The 25,054-nt window shown below is 61.2% G+C and carries 22 protein-coding genes; 6 read left to right on the top strand and 16 right to left on the bottom strand.

Annotated features, from left to right (window positions below; all coding sequences use genetic code 11):
* Positions 1-2 precede the first annotated feature (2 nt).
* The 6 genes from K3767_RS07435 to K3767_RS07410 form a co-directional block, all read right to left on the bottom strand.
* Positions 3-2,708, bottom strand: a complete 2,706-nt coding sequence (locus K3767_RS07435; protein WP_221172937.1) for a hypothetical protein — start codon at positions 2,706-2,708, stop codon at positions 3-5.
* Positions 2,709-2,810: 102 nt separating this feature from the next.
* Positions 2,811-4,886: a hypothetical protein gene (locus tag K3767_RS07430; protein WP_221172936.1), complete on the bottom strand. Its 2,076-nt coding sequence runs from the start codon at positions 4,884-4,886 to the stop codon at positions 2,811-2,813.
* A gap of 107 nt (positions 4,887-4,993) precedes the next feature.
* Positions 4,994-5,158: a hypothetical protein gene (locus K3767_RS07425; RefSeq protein ID WP_221172935.1), complete on the bottom strand. Its 165-nt coding sequence runs from the start codon at positions 5,156-5,158 to the stop codon at positions 4,994-4,996.
* 358 nt (positions 5,159-5,516) lie between these two features.
* Positions 5,517-6,542, bottom strand: coding sequence for a type II secretion system F family protein (locus K3767_RS07420; RefSeq protein ID WP_221172934.1), 1,026 nt, complete (start codon positions 6,540-6,542; stop codon positions 5,517-5,519).
* A 24-nt stretch (positions 6,543-6,566) separates the two neighbouring features.
* Positions 6,567-7,718: a hypothetical protein gene (locus K3767_RS07415; protein ID WP_221172933.1), complete on the bottom strand. Its 1,152-nt coding sequence runs from the start codon at positions 7,716-7,718 to the stop codon at positions 6,567-6,569.
* Positions 7,719-7,734: 16 nt separating this feature from the next.
* Positions 7,735-9,288, bottom strand: a complete 1,554-nt coding sequence (locus tag K3767_RS07410; protein ID WP_221172932.1) for a hypothetical protein — start codon at positions 9,286-9,288, stop codon at positions 7,735-7,737.
* A gap of 143 nt (positions 9,289-9,431) precedes the next feature.
* On the opposite strand from K3767_RS07410, the gene K3767_RS07405 reads away from it, so the two are divergent.
* Positions 9,432-9,938, top strand: a complete 507-nt coding sequence (locus K3767_RS07405; protein WP_221172931.1) for a hypothetical protein — start codon at positions 9,432-9,434, stop codon at positions 9,936-9,938.
* 12 nt (positions 9,939-9,950) lie between these two features.
* On the opposite strand, the gene K3767_RS07400 is transcribed toward K3767_RS07405, so the two are convergent.
* The 3 genes from K3767_RS07400 to K3767_RS07390 form a co-directional block, all read right to left on the bottom strand.
* Positions 9,951-10,709, bottom strand: a complete 759-nt coding sequence (locus K3767_RS07400; RefSeq protein ID WP_221172930.1) for a Tfp pilus assembly protein FimT/FimU — start codon at positions 10,707-10,709, stop codon at positions 9,951-9,953.
* A gap of 125 nt (positions 10,710-10,834) precedes the next feature.
* Positions 10,835-11,290 carry a type II secretion system protein gene (locus K3767_RS07395; protein WP_221172929.1) on the bottom strand — a complete coding sequence of 152 codons (456 nt, stop codon included), beginning with the start codon at positions 11,288-11,290 and terminating at the stop codon, positions 10,835-10,837.
* Positions 11,291-11,294: 4 nt separating this feature from the next.
* Positions 11,295-11,846, bottom strand: a complete 552-nt coding sequence (locus tag K3767_RS07390) for a type II secretion system protein (RefSeq protein ID WP_221172928.1) — start codon at positions 11,844-11,846, stop codon at positions 11,295-11,297.
* A gap of 76 nt (positions 11,847-11,922) precedes the next feature.
* Here K3767_RS07390 and K3767_RS07385 point away from each other — a divergent pair, with 76 nt between their 5' ends.
* Entirely contained in the window at positions 11,923-12,453 is a 531-nt protein-coding gene (locus K3767_RS07385; protein WP_221172927.1) for a hypothetical protein, read from the top strand.
* Here K3767_RS07385 and K3767_RS07380 read toward each other — a convergent pair.
* Positions 12,369-12,674 (bottom strand): hypothetical protein, encoded by a 306-nt coding sequence (locus K3767_RS07380; protein WP_221172926.1) that lies wholly within the window; start codon positions 12,672-12,674, stop codon positions 12,369-12,371. The two genes, K3767_RS07385 and K3767_RS07380, sit on opposite strands and share 85 nt — an antisense overlap.
* Before the next feature lie 71 nt (positions 12,675-12,745).
* Between K3767_RS07380 and K3767_RS07375 the strand changes: the two genes are divergently transcribed.
* Together K3767_RS07375 and K3767_RS07370 are read left to right on the top strand one after the other, a co-directional pair.
* A complete protein-coding gene (locus K3767_RS07375; RefSeq protein WP_221172925.1) occupies positions 12,746-14,842 on the top strand; it encodes a DNA topoisomerase in 2,097 nt (698 codons plus the stop codon).
* A gap of 11 nt (positions 14,843-14,853) precedes the next feature.
* Positions 14,854-15,279, top strand: coding sequence for a metal-dependent hydrolase (locus K3767_RS07370; RefSeq protein ID WP_221172924.1), 426 nt, complete (start codon positions 14,854-14,856; stop codon positions 15,277-15,279).
* Here K3767_RS07370 and K3767_RS07365 read toward each other — a convergent pair.
* Genes K3767_RS07365 through K3767_RS07350 form a run of 4 tightly spaced genes read right to left on the bottom strand, consistent with a single transcriptional unit; the run spans position 15,192 to position 20,277 of the window.
* Positions 15,192-16,406 carry a hypothetical protein gene (locus K3767_RS07365; RefSeq protein ID WP_221172923.1) on the bottom strand — a complete coding sequence of 405 codons (1,215 nt, stop codon included), beginning with the start codon at positions 16,404-16,406 and terminating at the stop codon, positions 15,192-15,194. The genes K3767_RS07370 and K3767_RS07365 overlap by 88 nt on opposite strands.
* Before the next feature lie 19 nt (positions 16,407-16,425).
* Positions 16,426-18,426, bottom strand: a complete 2,001-nt coding sequence (locus K3767_RS07360; protein WP_221172922.1) for a GspE/PulE family protein — start codon at positions 18,424-18,426, stop codon at positions 16,426-16,428.
* Entirely contained in the window at positions 18,398-19,705 is a 1,308-nt protein-coding gene (locus K3767_RS07355) for a hypothetical protein (protein ID WP_221172921.1), read from the bottom strand. Before K3767_RS07355 ends, K3767_RS07360 begins: the two co-directional genes overlap by 29 nt.
* Positions 19,705-20,277: a hypothetical protein gene (locus K3767_RS07350; protein WP_255592335.1), complete on the bottom strand. Its 573-nt coding sequence runs from the start codon at positions 20,275-20,277 to the stop codon at positions 19,705-19,707. Before K3767_RS07350 ends, K3767_RS07355 begins: the two co-directional genes overlap by 1 nt.
* Before the next feature lie 65 nt (positions 20,278-20,342).
* Between K3767_RS07350 and K3767_RS07345 the strand changes: the two genes are divergently transcribed.
* Complete coding sequence (locus K3767_RS07345; RefSeq protein WP_221172919.1) at positions 20,343-22,577, top strand: type IV secretory system conjugative DNA transfer family protein; 2,235 nt, start codon at positions 20,343-20,345, stop codon at positions 22,575-22,577.
* Here the strand turns inward: K3767_RS07345 and K3767_RS07340 are convergent.
* Positions 22,528-22,770: a hypothetical protein gene (locus tag K3767_RS07340; RefSeq protein WP_221172918.1), complete on the bottom strand. Its 243-nt coding sequence runs from the start codon at positions 22,768-22,770 to the stop codon at positions 22,528-22,530. The genes K3767_RS07345 and K3767_RS07340 overlap by 50 nt on opposite strands.
* A 68-nt stretch (positions 22,771-22,838) precedes the next feature.
* Here K3767_RS07340 and K3767_RS07335 point away from each other — a divergent pair, with 68 nt between their 5' ends.
* Positions 22,839-23,513 (top strand): hypothetical protein, encoded by a 675-nt coding sequence (locus tag K3767_RS07335; protein WP_221172917.1) that lies wholly within the window; start codon positions 22,839-22,841, stop codon positions 23,511-23,513.
* Here the strand turns inward: K3767_RS07335 and K3767_RS07330 are convergent.
* The gene (locus tag K3767_RS07330) at positions 23,489-25,039 is read right to left on the bottom strand and encodes a hypothetical protein (protein WP_221172916.1); all 1,551 of its coding nucleotides are present in this window, start codon (positions 25,037-25,039) and stop codon (positions 23,489-23,491) included. The genes K3767_RS07335 and K3767_RS07330 overlap by 25 nt on opposite strands.
* Positions 25,040-25,054 lie beyond the last annotated feature (15 nt).

The following is a 25,054-nucleotide window of genomic DNA, read 5'->3' as shown; positions in this document are numbered from 1 at the left end:
AACTAATAAACCACAAGTGTATCGTTATCGCTATTTTTTGCGGCTTCCGTTATTGTCAACATTTTGCACCGTCCGGTTTCCGCATCCCCCACCCATACGCCGCCCAACGCATGACACACCGCCACCACGTGCAACTTGGCCATCCGCAAATTGCTCTGTAACTTGCTCCTGAACCGTTCGGCAAACCTCTGTTCTTGGTTTACACTTGTTGTCTTGGGCACATTTTCATCTCCCTTCGAAGAATCTGCTCTCCCAGAATTGTTACCGCCCTTTGAACCCTCAAAACCGGACCCTCCGCCACGGAAACCATGGTAACCCGTCAAAAACTCCCGCGTCACTTTAATGCCTCTATCAACTTTCACCGCCACTTCAGCCCGCGCTTGCCGAAAACGCTGGGATCCATTGTCTTCCTCCTCAACAGCCTGTATGTAATTGTCCTCACAAACACCGACAATCCTGTAACGCCCTTCCCTGTTGAAGCGCACTTTTAAAACACTATTGGGCTGCACCTCTCGCTTGATCAGCACATCATCTTCGGCTTGCCCGGTTCCCTTCTCAGCAACCTGCAACCAACACCGATTCACACCGGCAGGCGCGTCCACAATCAACGTCGCCTGTATCGTCTGCCCAACCGTAACCCGTTCCGCCGAAAGACTCAGCGCTACCCGCAACGGCGGCAATATAAGAGCCTGTTTGCGCTTTAACCACGCGCGAAGCTCCTTGGAACCGTGATCCATCGCTTCCCGCCAGACACTCTCAGAATCCGCCCAAATAAAGCGCTTGAGATCCTTGTCCCAATGAACGATCTTGGCCGGATCAGTTCCGTTGTCCGCCAGCGTCCGTAACCGTAACAGCCAAGACCGTGACTCCTCCAAATCCTGCGGGTTTCCAATGTTTCCCTCCGTTAGCAGTTCCTCCACCTGTTTCCAGCCCATGTAGGCCAACCGCCTAACGCGCCGCTTTTTTTCTTCATCAGTATAGCGAGATCTGAGCACCGCTTGAATTTCGCGACGCCAGTTATCCGCCACCTTTGCAACGGTCGTTTTGGACGCCATTATACAGTCCAAGGAATGCTTCTTTTCGGTGCTTTTGGTGCAAAACAATGTGCCCGAATGTGAATATAGATCTGAAAATCTATAGTGCCACCACAGCTTGGATGCCCTCTTGTTCCTCTCAAAATCAACGCGAGAATAGAAAAACGGAGCAGATTGTATTCTGCCAACAACTTGTCCTCTTCTGTCGTATGTGACAATCACAGCCCACTGCTTATTTCTGTATGAATGGAAATTGGCTAACACTTCTCCCAGTTTTTTGTCAGACAAGTCGAAAATTTCGAGTTTGCGTCCCCTATACCTTCTATTGCTCCAAATTTCCGAATGCTTCACAAACACCTTTTGTGGCCAATTTGTCTTTTCAAGAGCCGGTCCTATATACAACGATACACGACGGTTATCGTTTGCCGCTATAAGCGTGCCGTTTTCTCCTCTCAAAACCAACGAATCAATGCGCCCGTTGTTCCACCAACCAATCATGTGGTCGGAATCCCCCTGCCGATACAAAGGAAGAAGGTTCCATGCATAACGCAACATGCGCAGCCTGTCTTTCGCCTGCTTGGATCTCTTGGAATCAGGCTTCAACATCTCCTGACGCAAAGATTCGTCTATTTCAGCCAACACCACGCCTCTCGCATCTATTAAGCGAAAAATGCGTTGGTCACTCGCCATTATCTTCGTTACTTCCACCCTGACTGCCACCGGATCTTCCTGCTTCAGGTTTCCTTTTTCGTCTAAACAAAACACTTTGACTGCATCCCCTGCTTCCGTGCGCCAGTAAAAACATTGCTCAACCTCAGATCGGTTTTTAATAACCGCCTGCACAATGGGCAGGGGAAGTGAAGCAAAATCAATTGATGCGGAATCTCGTGAAGTGGAAGCTCCGTAATATCGAGCTTTTATACTGCTGGGTACAACCCAGTGTCCATTGGACCACTCGTCATTCCAATCAATCCATCCAATCACATCTTTCTCCGAAAAGGAAGCATCCCCCAGACGCCGCTTAAGCACGAATACTTTGCCCTGCTTAGCGACTTTTTGCCAGAGGTCATCTGGAACAGGCACATAATTCCGATCAATCTTTTCCGGAACTTCCGGTGTAGTCTCAATGCGTGGCGACACTTGATATCCGAGTATGCAAGCACAATAGTGCCAACCATAAATGTCTCTCCAGTGAACAAATCGTTTTGTACGGCAATGAGATGCAAAAGAGCCATCGCATACTCCTGCTGCCAGCCTCGTGTTCCTTGGATAACGCAAGTCGCTAAGGTAAAGCCGAAGAGCCTCTTGATAAAACCGTCCCAAGAAGTAATCCCGGACACGGCGAGCAGAAGTCAAGGGAAAAGCCATCGAAGCGGAAGCCCCCAAGGAACCATGTGCAGAAGAACTTAAACCCTGGTAACTTTCACGCTTTACGCCATCTGCTCCAACTACAGCGCTGATTTGGCAGGGGTTGTACAGAGGCCTGACCTTCTCCGTTCCGTTTTCATAATGCTCCACCAGATACCACTTGCATCCTGGGTAAATTGTTTCAGCATCCACCTTCGCATCGGGAGCATATATGTAAAACCAGCTTGCCTGAACCGCTCTCCACCCCATCATCGCCAAAACCCAGCTCAAAACCAGAACCAAACCAATACGTTTCCCTGCTTTCATTGCTCGCCTCCCGGCACAATCTTTTTTCCGCCCTGCTTGGAAGGAAACGAAAAGAACTTTCTCTCCCGAAAACCCCTTGAGCACACGAAACGATGACCGCGTCTACGGCAACCCTCCGCACAGGCGAGTACCGTTCCAGCCGATCACGCAGACCTGCACGTCGGATCTCTCCGCCGCAAAGGACCAGAACGGCGCATAGGTCGGCACAAGCGGAACCGTGAGCCGTCCCCATACACCTTCGCGCGTCGCCCGCAGGTCGAAAATCTCGCCCCCCTGAAGGTCACACGGTGTCCGCACGTCCGCGCTTCCGTCCGCACCGCACACCCATGCCCCGTATCCGTCGCTGTTCACCAGCCGCAAACGGTTCCCGTACGCACCATTCCACACGAACTCCACCTCGCCGCGTCCGTTCACGAGAACCAGCGCCCCGTCCACATTGACCAGCCGCCGCGCCAGATCGAACCGACGCACGACCCCGTCCTGCGGCACCACGTAAACCCACCGCCCCGCCGTCACCACCGGCGCACACCGCTCCGCACACACCCGATGGCCCTCCTCGCTAACCACCTCGAAAACACCCGGCCACGCAAGATCACCGTTTGCGTCCAGAACCGGTCCCTCATTTCGACCGATCCGCGCCGTCGGATAACGTTTGCGGCTCAACCGCAAAAGCCCGCCTCCGCTGTCCGTGGCGTTGTCCGCATACGCATACTCCAGCACCAGCGTCCGCAAACACCGCTCCTCGTAAGGCACGTAAACCACATAAACCTGCGCCTGAACCAGATCCCCTCCGTCGGCAAGACGAGCCTCGCCCACCTGCTTCGGAACCGCTCCGGGATTGTATCCCTCGCAAAAAACCCGCACCGGCTCGAAGTTCAGCGTCCCGTTACTCGACCGCACCGCATAAGCGAAACCCAGCAACCCCTCCACCCGTCCGTAGCGGCTGACCGGCATCACCCAGGGACCCGACAGCCGCACCACGACGTGACCGGTCGCAAAGTTGAGCACACGCCGGTCGGAAAACAGCGACTCCGGCTTGCTCGCAAGTATCCCCTTCAGCCAGACTTCTGCCACATCGTCCGGCGTGAATCGAACGGTTCCGTTGGTGTCACCACTGTTTTCTCCGGTAGCGGTTTCGTTCCCTTCGCCGACGGGAACATTCAGCGCGAACGGATACCTCCTTCCCGAACGCCGGGACTCCAGAAACAGGCGATGGTTTCCCGCCGTGAACACTCGCAGGACACCCTTCAGGGGAGGTCCCGGCAGGAAGGCGTCGAAGTCGTTCAGCTCGTAGTAAACCGGTTCGGTCGTCCACCTCTCTCCGTTCCAGTAGAGAACCCCTTGCGCGGCCTCCGTCCCCACGGCGAACTCACCCGATCCGTGGAACCGAACCTCGAAACCCTGTCGCTCGCCGATCCAGCGTGTTTCGATTTCCGCAGCCGTTTCCGTCCCGTTTTCCGTATTATCGGTTCCGATGCCGCCGGTTTCGACATGTCCCGCTCCGTCGTTCCACCGCCAGACCTCGAAGACTTCCGGCGCGAAACACAGCCGTCCCCGTCCGCTGACCAGCGCCGTCAGACCTTCGCTCTCCCCTTCAAAGCGGGCCTCGTCGCTTGAGGCCTCCAAACAACGAATCGGCGGAGAACCCGCCTCCGTGAGGCTGAAACAAACGTCCAACACGGTTCGCTCCGCGGTCTCATTGTCGGCTCCGCAACCGAGAGCCGCAAGCTCCTCCGGCGTGTAGTATTCGGGATGCGCGCACGGATCGTCGTCTTCGTCCTCACCCACGGCCAGATTCTCGACGACAAGACCCGGCAGAACCAGACGGTGTATCCGCGCCCTGCCGCCCACCGTCTCCACCGCGATGCGCGCAAATTCGTGACGACCGTCAGGAACCAACACGAACTCCCCCGCCGAACCCGATTCCTCGTAGACACGCCGGTAAAGCACCACCTCTTCGGCGGAACCGTTTGCGGAACCGTTCGAGGAATCCGCCTCGCCGCAGGACGTCACCAGGGAGACGGTGAGAACGCCCCGCACCTCGAACCGGGGGACCGTGACACCGGTTGCGGCCCGGACCGTTGATTGCTCCATCCCTCTCAGGCCAACCCGGAAGGAAAGACACAGCCACAGCAGCACCACGGCGACCACGAAACGAATGGACGTCGAGAGTCGCATGTCGCACCTCCTCTAAAATTGGGGAGTTTTCTTGAGGCCAAAAAGAAAAAGGGGGAGCAATGTCGCTCCCCCTCCTGACTGTGCCGCTGTGTCGCGACTTCCGACGTTTAAGGAACCTCGCAGTAACCGTCCTCCAGGGAACCGCGCCACTCGCCTCCGAGAGCCCGACAGATAGCCACCCGATGGTACAGACTTCGACGCACATTTTCTACAGCCTGTTGCGCAAAATGCAACCTTAAGGTGGTTTCCGTGACCAGAGGAAGATTCTTCAATTGATCATGCTCCTGCGTCAGGGAAGCCACTTGACCCCTTAATTGATCACGCCCTTGTGTCAAGGACGCTAACTTGTCCTTTAACTGATCACGCTCTTGCGTCAAAGGAGCTATCTCCTGCGTCAAAGAATTTACCTTGTTCTTTAATTGATCGCGCTCTTGTTTACAAGAGTAGCCTCGCGGCATCCAGGCTAACAGCCCCGCCCCGAAAAAGACAAGAGTCCAAAGCGCTACAATCAGCCAAAATCGAAAATGGTTGCCCTTCATGACAACGCTCCTCCTTCTCATCGGGTTTTGTAAGCCTCTCATTCCAAAAAGAACCCCACCCCCTCCTGAACGCCCCAACCACACCGGAACACTAGCCCAGCGAAGAGGAAATCTGCATGAGGGGTATCCAAATAGCCGCAAACACGATGAACATGACCCCCGCCGTCAGCACGATGGCCACGGGCGCAAGCAGGTTCTTCGCCTTCTCGATCTCCGCATAGAACCGCGCCCGATACACGTTCGAGGCCATCCGCAACGTGTCCACACTCATGCCCCCGCGCACCGCCGCCGTCATGAACACCAGCGCCTCGTCGTCGAAAAGCCCCGTCCGCTTCATGGCCTCCACAAGATCGCCCCGTGCCTGCAACCGCTGCCGTATCCGCGTCACCGCGTGCCCGAACATCGTACGGCGACCTCTCCGTAGTTCCTGCGCCGCCATCACGTCCAACGCCTCCGTAAGCGTGTACCCCGCCTCCCCGTAAGTCAACAGCATGTCGAAGAAGAGATACTGAAGCCGCAACCGCTGCAGACTGCGCACCACGGGCATCTCAAACAAAAGCTCCGCATTCTTGAGCACATAAACCGTCACCGCCAAAAACGCTCCCGCACCACACCAGAACCGTTCCCTCAGCCAATCGCCCGCCGCGAACACGAAAGCCGTGAACCGGGGAACCTTCTCCGGCGGAAGCGCATCCACAAGCGGCCTCAGCTTGGGCAGAGTGAAAAACACCGTCACAAAAATCAACAACACCACGAAAAACAACGCCCCCACAGGCTGAATCAAAGCCACGATCGCCTTCCGCTTCTCCTCCCGCTCCTTGGCCTCGAGCTCCATCATCTTTCTGACGGCCGTGGCCAGATCGCCGGTCTTCTCCCCGGCCATGAGCATCATCACTTCGTGGTGCGAAAGGGTCCCGAAGGCCCGCTGAACCGCCTCCGTGAAAGTCCGCCGCCGTTCCATCTCCCGCAGAATCACCTCGCAAACCCGTCGGGCCTCCTCACTCACCACCATGTAACCCCGCACCGCCTCCACCACCGAAAACGCCCCCAACACATTCGCCAGATAAGTGAAAAACTCTCGCTTGAGCTTCTTCCGCCGCAACCGCTCCGTGAACATTCCGCACTCCCCCCCCTCGGAATCTTACCCTTCCGTGTCGAGAACGGCGCCTACCGACAGATGCTCCTCCTCGCCCACCGAATGCTTCCATCCGCCACGGATCCATCGCACCACCACACCGCCGCCTTCAACCCGAACCAGACGCACCCGATCCCTCACCACGTCACCTACGCGGTAAACCGTCCGCTTGCCGCCCGCGGTCTCGAACACCACCGCATCGCCCACCACCCCCACAAGCCGCAAAACATGGTCCTCCGAAGCATTCACCTCCGGAGACTTTCCGACCGGCTCAATCGAAACGATTTCGCTGGCCTTCCGCGGCGGCGAAGCCTCCGACGGCTTTTGCTCCGAGGAAAGGTTTTCAGGCGTCGGAAGTGGAGCAAGCGATATTCCTGAATCGGCACTTCCGGCTTCCGGCCCGAAAAACCTCGCCCCCGGCTCCTCCACCTGCCGACGCTTGACACCGAGAAGCGTCTTTTCCTCGGTCTCGATCCTGCGCACCGCACCGTAGAGGTCCGCAAGCGACCGCAAAGCCTTCACCTCCTCCTCGATCACCCTCCGACGGTTCGCCAGCGTCCGCGCCAAACGCCGCCAGCGCCCCTCCTCCTCAAGCCAGTCCCGATAACTCTTCGCCGCCGAACCGTCCCCCGGCACCGCCTCCGCCGCAATCCAACGCGCCCTTTCGAATTCCTCCAGAAGAAGCCTCCTCGCCGCCTCTTCCGGATTTCCCACCGCCTTTTCCTCCGCTTTCCCCTTCGCCTTCTCCTTCTTCCCGACAAGCGCCAAAAACAACCCGACCGACTTTTCGCTCTCCTCTTTGTTCTCCTCAGCCACCGCTTTTTTCGCTTTCTCCGGTTGAGCCGCCTGAGTCGGTTCGATCGGCTTCAGCTTCGCCGCAAGCCCCTCCGCCTGCTTCCCCGGTTCGGCCCGCCGCTCGACCGCACGTTTCCCGGTTGACCGCTCACCGCGCCGTGCCGCCGCACCGCCGCGCACGACACGGTTCCCCGCAACCTTTCCCGCAACCCGCTTGGAAACCGACCGAACCGCCGTCGGCCTCCGGGAAACAATTCCGGGCCGCCGAAACACTACCTTCCACACCACCGCCCCCGCCAACACCAGCACCGCTAAAACCGCTAAAACCCCACCAACGACCACGAACTTCTTCGTTTTCCTCATGGCTTCACCCCCTTCTTCACAGAGTGACGATGGTCGGAGTCAAAATCATGAGCACGACCTGTCCCTCTTGACTCTTGCCGCGCTCGCCAAGCAGAAAGTCAAGCGGCGGTGCCCCTTTGCGGTCGAACACCACCGCCCGCCGCGCTGAAGCCGCCACCACCACCGGCTCCCCGCTCTTCACCCGCAGGGTGAAGTACTGCTTCCGTACCGTCACGTCCGGGTTCTGCACCACCGTCCCATCCGAAAAGGTCACCTTCTCCAGATTCACCAGGTCCTGCCGGGCAATGAAAAGCGAAAGCGTCACCACCCCGCTCTCCCGGTCCGCCTGACCTTGGACCTTCACGTCGAACCCCAGACTGAGCTTCCCCTTCGTCACGGATACGTGCGAGGTGGTGGCCGTCTCCCCGCTCACCACATTGGTCTCCACCTTCGACACGTACTCCCGCTCCTCACCCTCGGAGAACACCGCCGTCCCGCCCTGCGCCAAGTACAGCTCCGTGGCGTCCACCACCACGCCGTGGTGCTTCTTCCGCAGAAAGTTCACCAGCAATGCATGCTTGTCCGGGTTGGCCAGGTTTCGGTAACCCAGGGCGTAGGCGTCCTCGCGAGGCTGCGTGCTCCCACCCTGGAAGACGAACTCGCCGGTCTTGCTCCCTACGCCCCACTCCCAGGGCTTTTTCAGTATCAGGCGCCGCAGCAGGAACTTCCACCCCAGCGCGAACTCGTAAGCATCCGACCGACTGAGCCGTACCATGGTCACCCGCACCCGTATGGCCGCGTTCAGGTTGCGCACCAGGTCCCGCACATACCGTTCCACCCGAACCATGCGCTCCGGGGTCGTCTCCACGTCCAGCCGCCCCAGCGACTCGTAAAACACCCAGCGCCCGTCCTTCCCGATCAGATCCGCCAGGACACGCTCCAGGTTCTCCCGGAAATGGTTGGACGACTGCGCCGACACGTGAAACCCCTCCCGCTCTATCGAAGTGCCGGAGGTCTCCTCAAGCACCGCCACCGGTACCACGAAACTGCGGCGCACCCACCGCCCCAGGTGCAACCGACAGCGGCCCTCCGACCGGTCCACCGTCGCCACGAACCCGGTCTGCCGCTCCACCGTTTCGCCGATCTCGCACAGCGTGCGGAACCGCACCGGTCCCCAGTCCACCTCCGCTTTCCGCAGGTCCTCGTCTTTCACCTCCGGCGCAAGGACCGCCTCCACCTCACCGGCATAGATCCGCAGCAGCCGCACAAACTCTCCCAGGGTCTCCCTTCCGCCCACGGGTATCCGTCGGGAGCAAACGCACCGCCTGCGCCGCACGGGACGCGCGGGATACTCCGCCTCGATTCGCACCGTCGGAGGCTTTTCCGTCCGCACGGGCCGCAGATGCTTCTCCACCGTTTTCGCCTCCTTCGGCGTGAGACTTCGCTCAAGTTCCCGTTTCATGGTCCGATCCAGGTCCACCGGCCCCATGCGCTCCATTCTTCCCGCGCATCCCGTAAACACCGTCAGCGCTACGGCCAACACGATCAAGCCCGTTAAACGACTACAAATCCCTTCCCGGATTCGCTTCACGGCGCTCCCTCCCTTGCGACAATTTTGTCCCTATCTCCAAAAGAACTCCCGCAACGCGCCTTTCTTTTCGAGGAAGCTGGATTGATCCGGGCAACCTGACTTAAGTCCGAGAAGGAGATAACGCGATGGATTCGGCCGCATCGATGTTTCCCCAAGCGTTTCCCCAAGCGGAATCGTCCGGCGGGACGGCCCCGTCTGACGAGCGGACGGCGGAGGAGGCGGCCCGAGCCCGCGCGCTTATGGTCGAAATAAGGGCCATGGCCGGTCGGGGTGAGCTGGATCACGAATCCGTGCGCAAACTGGCTTCCATCCTGGTCGGCCTGCGGGCGGCGAACCGGTCCGACCTCGCCCGCACCCTGGAAACCGAGTTCACGGAGATCATGGGCGACCTGGCCGCCGAGATACAAAAAATCCTGCGACGCAAACGCCTCCGGTTCCTGGAAACCGCCCTGAAAAACATCCGCCGCGACCTGCTGCGCCGCGGACGACGCCCCGACCCCACACTGGAACAGTCCGTCCGCCTCTACGCCGATATACTGGGACTCCGAAACGAAGTCGAACTGCGCCTTGCGGCCTGGCACAGGGAACACCAGCGCCGCCAACAGGAACACGACATCCTCATGACGCCGTTCCCGAAACGCCTCGCTTAATTGACCGGAAAATCAGGGACAGATCTCGTAAACAGCCACGTAGCAGTCCGTGCCGTTTCCCAGAGCCGTTGCCACCTCGCACCACACCCGGTACGAAGTGTCGTTCAGACTCTCATACCAGGCCCGCACACCCTGAATCGGATATCCGTCACTCGACGCAAACATTACGGGCGTCACGTACGCTTCCCAGGCCCCGCGCACCGGACAGGACCGCTTGGTCAGCGTCGTCCCGCTCGGAACCACCCCGGCAAACATGATCTCCTCATCCTTGACCGGGAAGATCGTGGCCTCGGTCATGGTCACCACGATCCGAGGGGGACTCGCGCTCCTATCCAAGACAGCGAAAGGCACACGCGCCAACACCGCCCCGGCTTCTTTATACCGGGCTATGCCCCCGGAAATCGTGATGACGAGACGCTTCGGAACCGCCGTGTTGTTGGCCGAGATGGAAACCGTCCCCCCGAAGGGATCCTGGGGAGCCTTGGGAAGAAATCCGTTGGTCGTGAGGTCGCTCCAAACGGACGGAAAATTGCGTTTCCCTACGTCCGACCAGTAGTACCGCCGTGCCGCTTCGAGGGTCCAGTTCAGCTCCGCCGCCAAACGTTCCGCCGACGCAATCCGGGTCTTCGCCAACCGGGAGGGCAACCACAGCGCCGCCACCAAAGACAACACCAGCATCGCCACCGCAAGCTCGAACAGCGTGAATCCCTTCCGACCACCATCTTCCGCATCCGATGCGTTGGACTCCGAAACCGCCGATGCCTTCCGCATACGCCAAGCGTCCCTCAGCTCGACGCAAAGCATACGGGTCAGGAAACAAACAAGCGATGCAGCCTCCACGTTTTCCCCGCCGCTGCGGTTCTCAAGCGGAAGCTCGAACCTTTTCGTTTTTCCATTCAGGGAACCAGAACGCATTCCAGCACCGACTGCGTGCCGTTGACGTTACAGGTGCAATTTCGGGCCACCCCCGTCCGGTATGCTTGATTCCCGACCCGACAGAGAAGATCCAGCTCCGGGAGGCGGCCCTGCACCGTCACCGTCAGGCAGTCATCGTCGCCGCCGCAGAGGGTCCACCCCACCGTGACGGTCTGGCCCACGGGGGGTTTCTGGCTCCAGGTGAAAGGCAGGCTCCATCCCTCGGCGGTCCAGAGCTGAGCCAGCGTGGGGGTCCCCCGCGCCTCGGCCCGACGGTAAACCTGCTCCCGCACTCCGGCCAGAAACCCCACCGCGGCCTTAACCCGATAACGCTCCATCAAACCGGGAACCACCACGGCCCCGACCGCAACCAGCAACCCGATCACGACCGAAACCACGGCGAGCTCCAACAAAGTGAACCCCTTCCTTCCGGCCATCGGATCACCAGGTCCTGTATCCGGCAATGCGCACCTTGAGAACCGGAGGACTGGCTGTGGTGTCGCACACAGCCCGCATGGACGCATTGCTGCTGGCGTATCCCGCCGTATCCGTGCCGTTCGCCACGTCGGTCACCCCGTTGAGCGCGTTGAACCTCTCGGCCACCTTGGCACAAATGTCCTGGTTGGGCAGATTGTTGACCGTGATCTCCGCATACGCCGAAGCCGTCGAATCCACAGCGACGTCCCAAGTCATTCCCCGGAAAAACCGGGTGCTGAGGTTGATTCCGTGACTGGTAAGCCAGTCCTTGGCGCTTGCGGGGGCAGTTTCACCCTGACAACCCTGAGTCAGGAAGTTGTAGAGGGGACCACAGTCCTCGTCCGCCCGCATCGTCTCTATGGCCCTGCCCATCTGACTGAGCGCCACCGACAGCTGCTCAATCTTCCGCTTCGTGAGATACCCCGGCACCTGCGTGGCCAGCAACGCCGCAAGCCCCGCAATCAAAATCATCACCACCGCAAGCTCAATCAACGTGAATCCCGCCTGTCTCCTCATGGCCATACCTCCTTCTGTTTTTTTCTTTTGGTTCCCCTTCTAAAAGAAAGACTCGGAGGGAGGACGATCGTTTCGCATGTCTGATACCCGGTTGAAAACTTCGGGGTTCACCCTGCTTGAGCTGGCCGTGATGTTGGCGATCCTTTCGGCTCTGGCCGCATTGTCGTTTCCCTACCTTCGGCGCGTCGTGGCCGTCAACCGCGAAAGACGCGCCGTGGCCTTTGCCCGCGCCGCAGCCGACGCCCTCTGCCGCTACTGGATCAACAACGACCGCCTTCCCGACAACCTCACCGTCCTCGCCACCGAAGGATACTTCCGGGCCTCCCCGCCGCCGGGAACCGAAGTCTCCTTTTGGGGAGGAACCGGAGCAGGCGACCCCGCCTGCCTCAACACAAACACCTACATCGCCGTCTCCGTGCGCAACCCCGACTTTCAGGGACTAGTCCTCGACCGGGACATCTCCTACGACGCGGCCAACCACACCTACACCGCTTACTGCGTAACTCCCGCGCCCTACTCGGACTACTTCTTCAAGGCCTGGCTCGGCCCGGATGGAAACTGGGACAACGCCTCATGCCCCGGCGCCGAACTTCCCTGGCGTCCCTGAACTGCCGCCGGGGAAGATGGCCTGCCGAGAACCCGCACCGCCAGCTCCTCCGCACGACGACGCACAATCCACGCCGCCCGCCGTAAAACCTCCGGTCCCACCTCCGTCGGCAACCTCTCCGCCTCCCCCGCAACCGGATCCTCCTCCTGAGACAACCGCACACCTCTCTCCCCGGCAAGCCTCGCCATGGCCTTACGCATGCCCTCCGAAGGACGAAACATAACTCCGCTCCTCCGTCATCCGCTTCTTTTCTTCACCGCAACCCCCAAAAGAAAACACCGGAGGTTCCGTCATGGCCGTCTTGATCCTCGCCGAAAAACCCAGCGTCGCCCAGGACATCGCCAAAGCCTTCGCCCGCACCCTGAAACGGGACCGCACCCACTACGTGGTCCGCGATCCCGACCTCCTGAACGGCGAAGAAACCATCATCACCTGGGGATACGGCCACCTCCTCGAACTAAAAATGCCCGAAGAATACGACCCCCGGCTGAAGGAATGGTCCTTTCAGGGACTTCCCATCTTTCCCGCCCGTTTCGAGTACCGCCCCATACCGAAAACCCGTCAGCAGTTGCAGGCCATCCGCGGTTTCGTTCAAAGCGGAAAGATTTCGCGGGTGATTCTGGCCACGGACGCCGACCGGGAGGGACACCTCCTGGGCATACTCATCCTGCGGTATGCGGGCTGGAAGGGACCGATCCTGCGGTTCTGGACCTCGGAGGCCCTTACACCGGAAGTGGTGCGCCGGGTGCTTCAGCGGGAACTTCGCAACAATGACGAGTTTCGTCACCTTTACGCCGAGGGCCTTGCCCGTCAGCACGCCGACTGGCTTTACGGGATCAACCTGACCCGCGCCCTCACTCTGGCCGCGGATGCCTCCCACCCGCAAACACCGCCGCAACGGTCCTGCCGAAACGTGTACTCCATAGGTCGCTGCCAGACCGCCGTGCTCGCCATCCTCGCCCAACGGGAAGAACAAATCGCCCGCTTCGTCCCCCAGCCTTACTGGTTGGTAAGCGCTCGCACACCCTGGGGCGAAGCCTACGTGGTCCCCTGCCCGGCCCTGAAAAACATCCCCGAACTCCGAACCTCCTCACCGACAGCCGAAGAGACCGAAGAGGAAACCGAAACGGATCCCCCGGAACATGACGGTTCGGCGCGGAACCGCTCCGGGACCTCCGCGCCCTTCCGGTTCGCCCGCGAGGAGGACGCCCGCGCTACGGCTCAAACCATCGCCCGCCTCGGCTCCGCCCGTGTCGTCTCCGTCAACCGCCGCAAACAAATCGTCCCCCCGCCGCGGCTCTTCTCCCTCTCGGAACTCCAGTCCGAGGCCAACAAGCTCTACGGGTTCTCCGCCCGTAAAACCCTCGACCTGGCTCAGTCCCTCTACGAAACACACAAGATGATCTCCTACCCCCGCACGTCCTGCCCTTACATGGCCTCCTCCAACGCGAACAAACTGGCCCGGTCCCTCAAGATGGTCGGTGTTCCCGACCCCGGACAGGCTCTCAAGCGGGCCTGGTCCCGCCTGATCAACGACAAAGCCGTGGCCGAAGCCTCTCACCACGCCATCGTGGTTGAACGCCTCCAAAGCGCAGCGGGGAAGGAACTTTCCCCGGACGAACGTAAGCTCTTCGAACTGATCAAGGCCCGCATGCGTGCTGCTGTGGACGAACCCGCCGTCCAGGAAACTCTGGAGGTTCGCCTGCGCTGCGGCGACTACGAACTGGTTCTCAAACGCACCGTGCTCGTCTCCCCCGGTTGGAAACGCCACTACCCGCCCGGACGCGTTCCGCAAACCGCTCAGCTGAAGGCAGACATCCGTCCCGGCCGAACCGTTTCCCTCGAAAACGTTCGCACCGAGCGCAAACAGACCGAACCCCCGCCGCGCTACACCGAGGGAACCCTGGTCTCGATCATGAAGAACGCTTGGCGTCTGGTCAAGGATCCCCGCCTGCGTGAAATTCTGAAGGAAGCACGGGGGATCGGCACGGACGCCACGCGGGACCAGATCATCGAAACCCTCAAGACGCGCGGTTACGTCGTCTCCCGCGGGAAGACCCTTGCGGTTTCCCCGAAGGGTATGGCCTGTTACGAGGCCGCGTGTCGCCTGAAGCTCTCCGCCGCGGATCCCGCCACCACCGCCGTCTGGGAGAAAGAGCTCGCCGCCATCGGCCGGGGGCAGGCCTCTTACGACCGCTTCGTCAACGGAATCAAGAAGCTGGTGAAAACCGAGGTGGACCGCATCGTTCAGGCCGTGCGGAACCAAACCCTGAACCTTCCCTCGGCACCCACCGCGGCCCCAACGCGCTCCCGCGCTCCGCGCGGACGACGTTCCCTTCGACGACAAACCACACGCCGGTTTCGCAAAGCGTCCTCGAACGACCGCTGAGGGGAAGAACTATGCAGTGGCGCAACCACCTCCACACCGGGTTCACCGTGGGATGGGCCGTTTTCGGGAATCCGGTGGCGGCGGCGCTGGCCGCCTGGGGCGCCCTCCTCCCCGATAAACTCGCCTTCGGGTTCCGCCGACACCGCGACTGGACACACTCGCCCCTCATCTGGCTGGCTCTCTTCCTCTTGATGCGGAAAACCGCCGCCCTCTTCGACGTCCCACCGGAAGCCGTCCGGTTGGCCCTGGCCGTTCCCCTCGGTGCCCTCGTCCACGTCCTCTGCGATGCCCTCTCCCGCGCCGGGGTGCCCCTTCTCCCGCCGGGAATCCTCTGGATCGGGATACCCCTTTACCGCACCTGGGACTGGACCGAAGAGGTCGTGGCCGCCCTGGTCTCCGGCGCTGCTTTGGCCACAGTCTTCGCCGGACTCCTCTGACCGCTCCGCCACCGCAGCATCACCCGCACGGGAAGACGTCGGGGAATCTCCACCAGAAACGGCGGAAGACGCCGCAGCTCAGCCTCGCTCGTCTTCTCCGCCGCTCCGAAGAACTCCGACAGTCCCGCCATGAGGCCCTCCCGGAACCGGTTGTCCGCTTTGCGCTGATACTGAAGACAGACGTTCTCATTGCAGACCACACCCGTGGAATCCCTCCGCGCCGCGGCAAACCCCGCCGAAAACGCCCGCGCAAACGCCTTGAGCAAGGCCAGCTTGCGATCGTTGCGCACCACATACCATCCGAACCCCGGAAACCCTCGCATCGAAAACACCCAGCCCTCCACCTTCGTCGTCGTCCCGTCCGCGTGCACCAGCTCCCGCACCACACCCGTTGCCCGCATCAAAACGGGATCGGCGGTCGTCTCCCCCAGGAGAAAATCGCGGTTTGCCGCAAAACCCGCACAGGTCCCCGGATCGGTCACCCGCAACACGAGCGGCATCCGACGCCCCGGAATGCCCACCGTGGGCTCGTCCACCTCCGCCGAAAGCTCGCACACCCTCTCCGTCCCGCTCGCGATCCCGCCGGAAGACGAACCGGAGGTCCCGGAACCGTTCGCCGACCGCTCCCGTTTCCCCCCAGAAGCCGGAGAGGACAGAACCGCAAGCCCAAGGCGCGTGGAACGCACCGCCTCATCCCACAGCGCAAGCAGCAAATCTTCATCTCCCGCCGCTCTCCCTGCGGTCTCACGGGAAACCTCCCGCACGGACGGATGAAACGAAGGGCAAGGGGAAGGTTTCGACGTCTTCGGGGACGGCGTCATCGGCTTCGGCTTCGGATGAACGTCGCCGTTCGCCGTTACCGGAGGAACCAACACCCCTTCCGAGGCAAGTTTCTCGATCTCCTTCGTTTGCGCCTCGTGCAGAGACTCCGTGGGCGCCGGGTTGAAGGGCGAAAGGTTGCGCCGCACCGAGGAGGCCATCGGCGGGATGGCCCGTTTCGTCGGCGTCCGCTTCGGAAACAACACGGCCTTCACCACCAGCACAACCGCAATCAACACCGCCGTGAACCCTCCCGCCGCCGCAAGCAGCTTCCGACGCTCCTTGAACTCCGCAAGAAGCCTCGCCACCCGATCACCTCCCTTCACCTCAAACATCGAGCATAGGGGCGTCCCACCACGTTTCGTCGTTCACCGAACCGGACTGCTTTGCGCCGAAGAAGTCCGGCGGAAGCGCGTCCACCCTCAGCCGCGCATGCCGCTCCACCTCGCAGGGCGAAACGACTCCCTCCAGCACGAGACGCCATCCCACCTGGCTCATGGTCTCCCCCGACACGCCCTCCGCACCGGCATCTTTGAAAAGCTCGTCCATGCGGGAAAAGTCGTAGGCACCGCTCGCCACCATGCGCCGGAAAAGTGCCCCCGTGGACAACAGATCCCACAGCACCGTGCGACCGCGGAACCCCTCCCCGCGGCAGTCCGGACACGGAGTCGGTGCACCGTTCTCCGCAAAAAGCACCCCCATGGGAACCCTGATCATCTTCGCAGGCAAAACCCGAAAGGACCGCCTCAGGTCCTCCAGAAAATCCCGCCACATCTCGTGCGTCCAGTAAAGGGTCCGGCCTATGTAGATCTTTTCGCCGTACCTGGCGATGAGGGCCGGGATGCGATCGGCCAGCTCATTCAGCGGAACCCGCAGGGCGCACCGGGGACACACCCTCCGCACCAACCTCTGGTTCAGCACCACCCGAAGCACCGAAGCCACCAGGTCCGCGGGCTGCCCCAGCGTGTGCGTGAACCGCATGGGGGCTTCGAGCACCGAAGTGGCATGCACCGTGGTGATCACCAGGTGACCCGTCACCGCGGCCCGCAGCACCTCCCGCGCCGTCTCTTCGTCGCGCACCTCGCCCACGAAAATCACATCGGGATCGTGCCGCAAAACCCCCCGCAAAGCGTTCGCAAAGGTCACCTCCGCCTCCGGGTTGACGGTAATCTGAACCAGACTGGCCCTCTCCGCCTCCAGAACGTGTTCCACCGGATCCTCGATGGTGATGATCTTGATCGGTTCCCGGAAAAGGTGTTCCAAGAGGGCGTACACGGTGGTGTTCTTCCCCGATCCCGTGGGACCGCACACCAGAATCAGACCGTGCTTCCGTAGGAGAAACCGGTGCAGCTTGCGCGCCGTGGCGGGAAAGAACCCCAAGTCCTCCAGGACGAACCGACGTTTGCCGCCGGACCCCCGCGCGTGCGTGAGCCTCAGACAGACCTGCGCCCGACGGCCTTCCTCCGTCTGCGTGGGAAGCAGCGACACCCGCACGTCGAACACACTCTGCGGCCCGACGCGCCAGGCGATCCGGTAGTCCTGAACCCCCGTGTAGTCCCCCGGATTGGCCTTGGCCAGCACCTGAAGGTAGTTCACCAGCCGATCGTGGCGCACCCCTGTGTCGGGAATCTCCCTGACAAGCCGCAACACCCCGTCCACACGCAGGAACACCCGTATGGTGCGCCGCCGGGGATGAAACTCCACATGCACATCCGACGCGTTCCGCAGGTACGCCTCCCGCAGCACATCCTCCCAGAACACACGGGGGATGAGCATCGTGTACACGCGGAACGGTTCCTCATCGCCGCTTTCCCCGGCCAGGTGCTGCAGAAACCGCACGTAAAGGCCGGGAGGCGTCACGATCATCCGCGAGGAACGTGCCCCCGTGAGAAGCGCCGCAAAGGGGTTGGGGGTCACCGTCCAACCCCCCTCCGTTGAAAACACGTAAGCGTCCATGGCCCGGTCCAGAGCATCGCGGGAAACCTGTTTGTTCCCTTCCGACACGGTTCGGAGAAGCGTCTGCAGGTCGTTCGTGAAACGTGCCCCGACCAAATGCGCCAGAAACGCCGCCAGCAGATCCGTATACGGTTCGATCTCCCGCCGGTCGTAAGCCACGAAAACCAGATCGCTCACCGTCCGCTGTCTGGAAAACCAGTAGTGCGCCGAATCGCATACCCGTATCAGGTGAAGCAGGAGATCACGCAGATCGTCGTCGGTTCGGTCCACGGACCGAACGAACTCGAACCGTGCACCCTGCGCCAGAGCCTGAAGGTGTTCCTCGCAAACCCTGCGAAACTCCTCAATGGAGCCGGGAACCTCGCGCCGCACCGCCGCCTCCCTGTCCCGGTTTTCCCGTTCTTGGTCTCCTCAGCGAATAGGAGGAAACCGTCACCTCTCCTTCATCGGGCTTCACGCGCACGACCAGACCCGGCACGACGGCCCGCAGGCTTTCAAGACTCCGCCAGCACGGTTCCGTGAGGGGAAACCGCCCGACAAGAACCGGGCGATCTCCCTCCCAATGCGCCTCCAGATGCTCCGGCGAACAGCCCGCAAGCGCCTTCACCAGCATCCGCAAAAACCGCTCCCGCGCCGTCTCCCGTAGATACGTCTCCGCGAGGCTCACATCTCCCAGCCGCCGGGCCAGATCCTCCTTGAGCCGGGCCAGTTCGTTCGTTTCCCGTTCAAGTGCCGCGCGTCGCTCGTGCAACCGGTAGAGAGTCCAGAGCCGCTGCGTCGTCGTCGCCGCGGTCAACACCGCGTAAACCGCCAACCCCGCCGCCGCAAAGCGCAACACCGACTGCTTCGCTCGCTCCCGACGAACCTCCTCGTAAACCCGCCACTCCGCCTCCCGCACCGGCCACTCAAGACGACGATCCCCCAACAGACAAACCTCCAGATAACGACCCGGATCCGCTTCCCTGCGACGAACAAGCTCCTCCTGAAACTGCTTCCAGGCCTCCCGGTACTCGTCAAATTCGGGAAACGCCTCGGCCAGGGCATCGTTCTTGTCCAGATACGGCGCAAGCCACTCCAGAGCACGCACCACCACATCCCCCTCACGGAGAACCCGTCCGGCGCAAAACTCTTCGATCAGTTTCGCTGCGGCTTTCTGATCGAGACGCAACCGCGCTCGCCAGAACTCCAACGGAACCGGCGTCGATTCCACCAACCACCAGTCGCCCGCAAGCCTCGCCCACAGCGATGCCGTCACCACGGCATCCACAGGCACACCCTTCGCCGCCGCGGGGAACGAAAAATGGATCACGATTTTGCTGGCCGCGCCGAATCGCCGAAACGTTTCCGAGGGTGTGATGTCCGTCAGAGTCCACACCGCTTTGTCTTCGGCTCCGGCAGCCCGCAGCACGGAGTTCAGGGGTTCCCCGATGGCTTCCGCGATGCGCACACGCCGCCACCACCCCTCGGCGCACGTCCGAATCAGCTCCTCCTCCGTTTCCCCGGCGAAAAGCGACAGCACGTTGACCGCCCGGTGCTCCAGCCCCGCAAAACGCCAGGGCCGCAGGGACACACAAACCACATGGTTGCAAATCACCAGGGCGTCCTCGTACTCGGACTTCACGGTGGAACGGTTCTTGTAATCGAAAAACATCAGCGGACCCCCTTTTCGTCCGGGCAGAAGGGATTGGGACCGACTTGCCACCGCAGAAACTCCTCATCCGAGGCCTCGACCCGCACGGGGAAGGGACATTTTCTCGTCTCGAAAAACACGGCGAAATCCGCGTAACCCCCTTCCCCTGTCGTTTTCCCGCCGGGCTCGTCCGGGGAGGGAAGCACGAACCTTTCGAACGCGAAGATTCCGGGTCCCAGTCTTTCGTGAAGAAGCGCAAGCGCCGCCTCCAGGTCCGCCGGAGACCTCAGAGGCGTCCGCAGCATCCACCGCCTGGATCCCTTCGCTTCCCTGAAAAGCATGAGGCCTGCCGGAAGCCTCTGCGCGGCCTCCGCGAAACCGATCCGACGGAAAACGGTTTTTTCGTGCCTGAAACGGAGACTTTCGGCCAGATCCCGCAGTCGCCGCACGTCCTTTCGAAGCGCGGCTTGTCGTCGTTCGAGCTGCCGCACGGCGAGCTGTTCCCCCTTTATCCACCGTGCCGTCATCCAGCCGGTCGCCTTGAACAGAAAAATCAACGCCGCCAGCAGAAGAAACAGTTCCCGTTGCCGCATCCCGCAACCCTCCGCATCCGGAACTGAAAACACAAAAGAACCGGGTTCTTTTGTGTAGTGGCGGCATGGGTCTCAAACCGGAGCGCACGCATTTGGGGACGACCCGTCCGGAAGAATGGCGCGCACGGCGCCGTACCGCCGAACTGTTGCTCCCGCTGGCCGCCCTCATTCCCGCCCTCGCCGGGATAGCCCTCCGCACCCCTGAGCTCGGCCTGCTTCCCTTCGCGGGACTCCTGGGATACGCCTCCTACGCCCGCAAACGGGAACCCCGTCCCCTCTTCACCGTCGAACGCAAGAAGAACGACCCCCGCTACCCCTTGGGACTGGTTCCCTTCGTGCACCTGGGACGAACCGCCGAGGGATGGGATCTCATCATCCCCTTCGACAAGCTCACCCGCCACTTTCTCATACTGGGTACCACCGGAGCGGGAAAAACCACCCTCATACGCAAACTGCTCTACTCCGTCATGCACGTGGGCGGCGGTGCCACCTTCGTGGACGGAAAATCCGACACCAAGGACACCTTCGAGGTCTTCTGCCAGCTGGTGGAGGAATGCGACCGCCGGGACGACTTTCTGGTGCTCAACTTCTTGGACCCCCGGCAGTCCAACACCTTCAATCCCCTTCTGCGCGGAGACGCCGACGCCCTCACGGAAATATGCGCCAACTTCCTGCCGGAGGTCTCCGGCGACGGTCAATACTGGCAACAGCGCGGACTCGTCCTCATGAGAAGCGTGCTCACCATCCTGGTCTGGCTCCGCGACCACGACGACCGGGGCCGTTACAAACCCCTCTACCGCCCCTTCACCTTCTGGGACGTCAAGGAAGCCCTCAGCCTGAGAAACGTCCTCCGGTTCGCGGACATGGTCCGCAACAACATCATCCCGGAGAAAGACGAATTCGGTGTTCCCGTGGGTCAGCGCCTCATTTCGTATCTGGATCAGCTGGGACCCTGGGAAAAACTGCTCGACCAGATGAAGAAACAGGCGGGAGGCGCGGATTCGCAGGAGATGGACGACGCAGACGTGAGCCTTGAAACGGAACAGGTGGTGAAGCAGCACGGGTTCGCCGCTCAGCAGTGGGACGCCGCCCTCGACCTCCTCGGAGGAACCTACGGCGCCATAACCGCCACGCGAAACCCCGACATAGACATGCTGGACGTGATCAAAAACTCCCGCATCCTCTACGTGCTCCTTCCCTCGCTGGGGAAATCGGAAGCCACTCTCCAGCAGATGGGCAAGATGATCCTCGCCGTGATCAAGATCGCCCTCAACGAGCTTCTGGGAAAAACCGTGGTGGGCGAGGCCAAGGAGATCGAACGTCAGGTGCGGCGGGTGCGCCCCCTTCTGCCGCATGTATGCATCCTCGACGAATACGGTTCGTACGCCGTGAAGGGGTTTTCCACCGTGCTGGCCCAGGCGCGGTCCCTGAACTACGCCGTGGGCATCTCCGCCCAGGAACTGGGCCGTCTCATGCGGGATCAGGCCGAAGGCGAAGCCCTGGTGGCCAACACCAACATCAAAATCTTCATGAAGATCGAGGACAAGAAGACCGCCGAGATAGCCATCGAACGAAGCGGCAAGGAATGGAAGCTCGTTCCCGGTTCGGTCCGACGGGAACAAGGATTTCTGGGTCTTGCGCGCGACGAGGTCCCTGAATCCTGGTCCGTCCAAGAACGGGATCGCCTGCGTATCCTGGACCTTACCGCCCTCGGTCCCGGTCAGGCCTACCTCATATACGAGGACCGCCTCGTGCCCTTCCGGGTGCCCTTCATGGAAGGCCGCAAAGTCAAAAGCCTCGGCCTACTCAAGCCCGTGAAAGTCCTCCCCCTCCCGGAAAACCGAGAGGACAACACCGAACCCTCCGCGTCCGAGGCCCCGTCAACCGCGAACCGAACCGCAACCGGAGAACTCGAAAAGACCGAAACCGCAACCTCCGAAAAAAGCGACACCCTCGTGCGTGACCTGTGGGAGTGGTTCCGGCGAAACTACACGGGACGGGTTCCGTTGGGTTCCCCTGAAGTTTTTCGGGAGGTGCTCCGTCTCTTGGAGAACAGAACGCTTTATCTGGCGCGGCTTTTCGAGCTTCGGGCTCCGACCGCACGCCAGGTGTTCGCGCGCAACGCCGCGGGCACCTCCCGCGTGGATGCCCGCATCCGCCAAATCCTGGAACAGGAACGGACCCGGCTTGCGGACCGCCTCACCGTGAACCCCGCCGACCTGGTGAAACCCACCCGAACCGCCCTCCGCATCATCGAAGAGGCGCGTCGTCTCCCCGAACGCCTGGCAACCGGCGCCTGATCTTCCGCTCGATCTCCCCCTCGATCCTCGCCTCAAGATCCCGCACGACCTCTTCCTCCTCCGGCGGCGGAATTCTTCCCTCCTCCATCAGCCGGACATGCAAGCATTCGTGAAGAAGCCTCCCACCATCGGTCTCCGGCGGCGTCCACAGCACGATCCCCTCCCCGTCACGCACCACAAAAGGCTCCGACAAAGACGCATCCACCCGAATCCGTACCACTTCTTTTCCGGCGAAAAGAACCTTCCGGTTGGAGACGTCGAATGGAACACCTGAAGCGTTTACTGAAGCGCCTGGAAGAATCCGCCCCGAAAGCGGTCTGTCGCTATGACCCCGAAACGGGACTTTCGGTCGAAGCGGAGGAAATACTCTACGAAGGCGATTATGAGGAGGTTCTCGACGAGCTGGAAGCCCTCTCCCCGGAGGACCAGCAGCGGTTTTACGAACTGTGGCTTGAGACCCATCCGCAACCGCAGGCACCCTCTTCCCCTCAAAGGGAACCGAAGGGGACCACGCGGACCGAAACGCAACCGGCCCGAACCCCTCGCGCGGTCCTTCTCGAATGGATCGTGGTGCACGTTAAGGACCCCGACCGCATGCTTCAGCACGGCAACCTCGCCCTTGAACGCAAGCTGTCCCCGGTGATCCAGGCCGTGAGGAGGCGCCTAGCGCGGTGCGAGACTTGGAGCGAATTCCGCGAGGAGTTGCGTCGCATCGTGAGGCAGCTGCCGGGATGCGCCTTCCTGGTGCGCTGGGACGACGAACCGCCGCAAATCTACGCCCACGGTGTCCCTCCTGAGATCCTGCGCCGCTGCTGGCAAAAACACGTCCCCAAGGGCGACTACCACCGATACAACCCCGAACGGGACGACTTCGAAACCTACAGCTTCCAGATCAGGCGTTTCAGTCGCGTTCAGATGCCGATGAGTTCCTGGTGAGCCTCCTCCTCCACGTGACGGAATCCGTATTCAAGAAGCTGTTGCAGGTAGGAGTTCGCGCTGAGCATGATTCGTGCTACCGGACGCACGAAGAGCACCGGTGCGGTTACCGCGGCCACCATGGAAACGAACACATAAAGGGCCGAGTTCGCAAAGACCAGCTGAACCACGATGACGATGAGACGCGAGAGGACATCCACCACCAGCACCTTGAGCACCAGCACCGCGAACACGAACACCGCCAGCAGCACCGGGGTGCCGAACAGAGCCAGCGTGGAAATGCCGAAGTGCCGCAGCTTGTGTCGTCCCCATTCCCCGAAGGGATAGACGAAAGCCAGAATCGGAGCGAGCAGTCCCAGCATCACGGCCCGTATCAGGAAGTATCCCGCGGCCACGTAGAACGCCACCATCGCACCTCCCACGAAGAAGAGGTTGGCTACGGCGTACTGGACCGTGAGCAGGAATTTGTTGAGGAGGTCGGTGGCGGTTCCGGCGGCGACTCCCAGGCTTCCGGAGGCGAAAAGCGCCAGCAGGGTGGACAAAGCGGCCCCTCCGGAAACCAGAGTCCCGATCAGCAGAAACAGCACCCCCGTGAGGGCGGCTATCAGCTTGCTCTTGCGGGTTTTCTCCATCAGGAGAACATGCGCTTCCTCGATGCGACGCCGCAGGTCGGGATCGTTCTCTATTGCTTGCCGGATTTGTTGGGCAGCCTCGTTTGCCTGTTGATTGGCCAGCTTCTGGAGCCGAAAGTAGAGAAACGGTGCAAGCAGAAACCAGTCCCGTTCGTCGGGAGCGGTGGGATCTTCGCCCAATTCCGTCTGCATGAGAAACATGGCCCTGGCGAACTCCTGTACGGCCCGCATCGCTTGTGCGGCGCTCGTGAAGTTTGCGCTGTTTTCGGTTGAAGCGGAGGTTCCCATGTCGGATTCCGGCAATGCGCCCGCTTCAGCCCCAGAGGAACCCTGGGCCTCGCTTTCGGATTCCGCGGCGAGGGTCCCCGCTACATAGTCCAGCACCATGCCTCCGGCCTCCATGCCGAGGTCCGCTCCCCTCAGCACCAGCCACATGCAAAGGGGCCGCGAATCCTGCACGTCGATCCCGAACACGCGCGCCGGAAGCATCAAAAACAAAGCCAACAGAAAGGTCCCCCAGAACCTGACGATCATGGACAGATCGGAGACCGCCTCCCCGCGAAAGATCCGCAGCAGGTGACGCGCTATGGCCGCAATCCAGGCCACCAGAAAAGCAGGCCAGAACACGTACTTGAAGAGCGCATCCGCCAACCCCTGAACGACCACATTGTAGCCCTGACCGTATCCCAGGCTCCCTTGACCGCGGAACACGTAATCGAGGTGGGACTTGAGAATCCGCAAGGGTTCGGCGACCAGCGCGATGTAGTCCATCTGCTCGGCATTGCTCGTCGAGTGCTCCGCTCCCCAGACATTTCCCCCCACGCACGCCCAAAAAACAATGAGGACGCACGCCGCACAGAGAAAAAACGCTCTCTTTCTCGCTTGATCGTTCATCGATAGGTTTTCGTT

The organism is Thermosulfurimonas sp. F29 (assembly GCF_019688735.1).
Taxonomy (GTDB): domain Bacteria; phylum Desulfobacterota; class Thermodesulfobacteria; order Thermodesulfobacteriales; family Thermodesulfobacteriaceae; genus Thermosulfurimonas_A.
Note: the sequence above shows the minus strand (reverse complement) of the source record. Positions and strands in the feature narration are given on the sequence as shown.

What these genes read in the sequence shown, in the direction of transcription:
- K3767_RS07435 (WP_221172937.1), bottom strand. Translation starts at nt 2,708, where the DNA reads ATGAAAGCAGGGAAACGTATTGGTTTGGTTCTGGTTTTGAGCTGGGTT.
- K3767_RS07430 (WP_221172936.1), bottom strand. Translation starts at nt 4,886, where the DNA reads ATGCGACTCTCGACGTCCATTCGTTTCGTGGTCGCCGTGGTGCTGCTG.
- K3767_RS07420 (WP_221172934.1), bottom strand. Translation starts at nt 6,542, where the DNA reads ATGTTCACGGAGCGGTTGCGGCGGAAGAAGCTCAAGCGAGAGTTTTTC.
- K3767_RS07415 (WP_221172933.1), bottom strand. Translation starts at nt 7,718, where the DNA reads ATGAGGAAAACGAAGAAGTTCGTGGTCGTTGGTGGGGTTTTAGCGGTT.
- K3767_RS07405 (WP_221172931.1), top strand. Translation starts at nt 9,432, where the DNA reads ATGTTTCCCCAAGCGTTTCCCCAAGCGGAATCGTCCGGCGGGACGGCC.
- K3767_RS07400 (WP_221172930.1), bottom strand. Translation starts at nt 10,709, where the DNA reads ATGCGGAAGGCATCGGCGGTTTCGGAGTCCAACGCATCGGATGCGGAA.
- K3767_RS07395 (WP_221172929.1), bottom strand. Translation starts at nt 11,290, where the DNA reads ATGGCCGGAAGGAAGGGGTTCACTTTGTTGGAGCTCGCCGTGGTTTCG.
- K3767_RS07390 (WP_221172928.1), bottom strand. Translation starts at nt 11,846, where the DNA reads ATGAGGAGACAGGCGGGATTCACGTTGATTGAGCTTGCGGTGGTGATG.
- K3767_RS07385 (WP_221172927.1), top strand. Translation starts at nt 11,923, where the DNA reads ATGTCTGATACCCGGTTGAAAACTTCGGGGTTCACCCTGCTTGAGCTG.
- K3767_RS07380 (WP_221172926.1), bottom strand. Translation starts at nt 12,674, where the DNA reads ATGTTTCGTCCTTCGGAGGGCATGCGTAAGGCCATGGCGAGGCTTGCC.
- K3767_RS07375 (WP_221172925.1), top strand. Translation starts at nt 12,746, where the DNA reads ATGGCCGTCTTGATCCTCGCCGAAAAACCCAGCGTCGCCCAGGACATC.
- K3767_RS07370 (WP_221172924.1), top strand. Translation starts at nt 14,854, where the DNA reads ATGCAGTGGCGCAACCACCTCCACACCGGGTTCACCGTGGGATGGGCC.
- K3767_RS07355 (WP_221172921.1), bottom strand. Translation starts at nt 19,705, where the DNA reads ATGTTTTTCGATTACAAGAACCGTTCCACCGTGAAGTCCGAGTACGAG.
- K3767_RS07350 (WP_255592335.1), bottom strand. Translation starts at nt 20,277, where the DNA reads ATGCGGCAACGGGAACTGTTTCTTCTGCTGGCGGCGTTGATTTTTCTG.
- K3767_RS07345 (WP_221172919.1), top strand. Translation starts at nt 20,343, where the DNA reads ATGGGTCTCAAACCGGAGCGCACGCATTTGGGGACGACCCGTCCGGAA.
- K3767_RS07335 (WP_221172917.1), top strand. Translation starts at nt 22,839, where the DNA reads ATGGAACACCTGAAGCGTTTACTGAAGCGCCTGGAAGAATCCGCCCCG.
- K3767_RS07330 (WP_221172916.1), bottom strand. Translation starts at nt 25,039, where the DNA reads ATGAACGATCAAGCGAGAAAGAGAGCGTTTTTTCTCTGTGCGGCGTGC.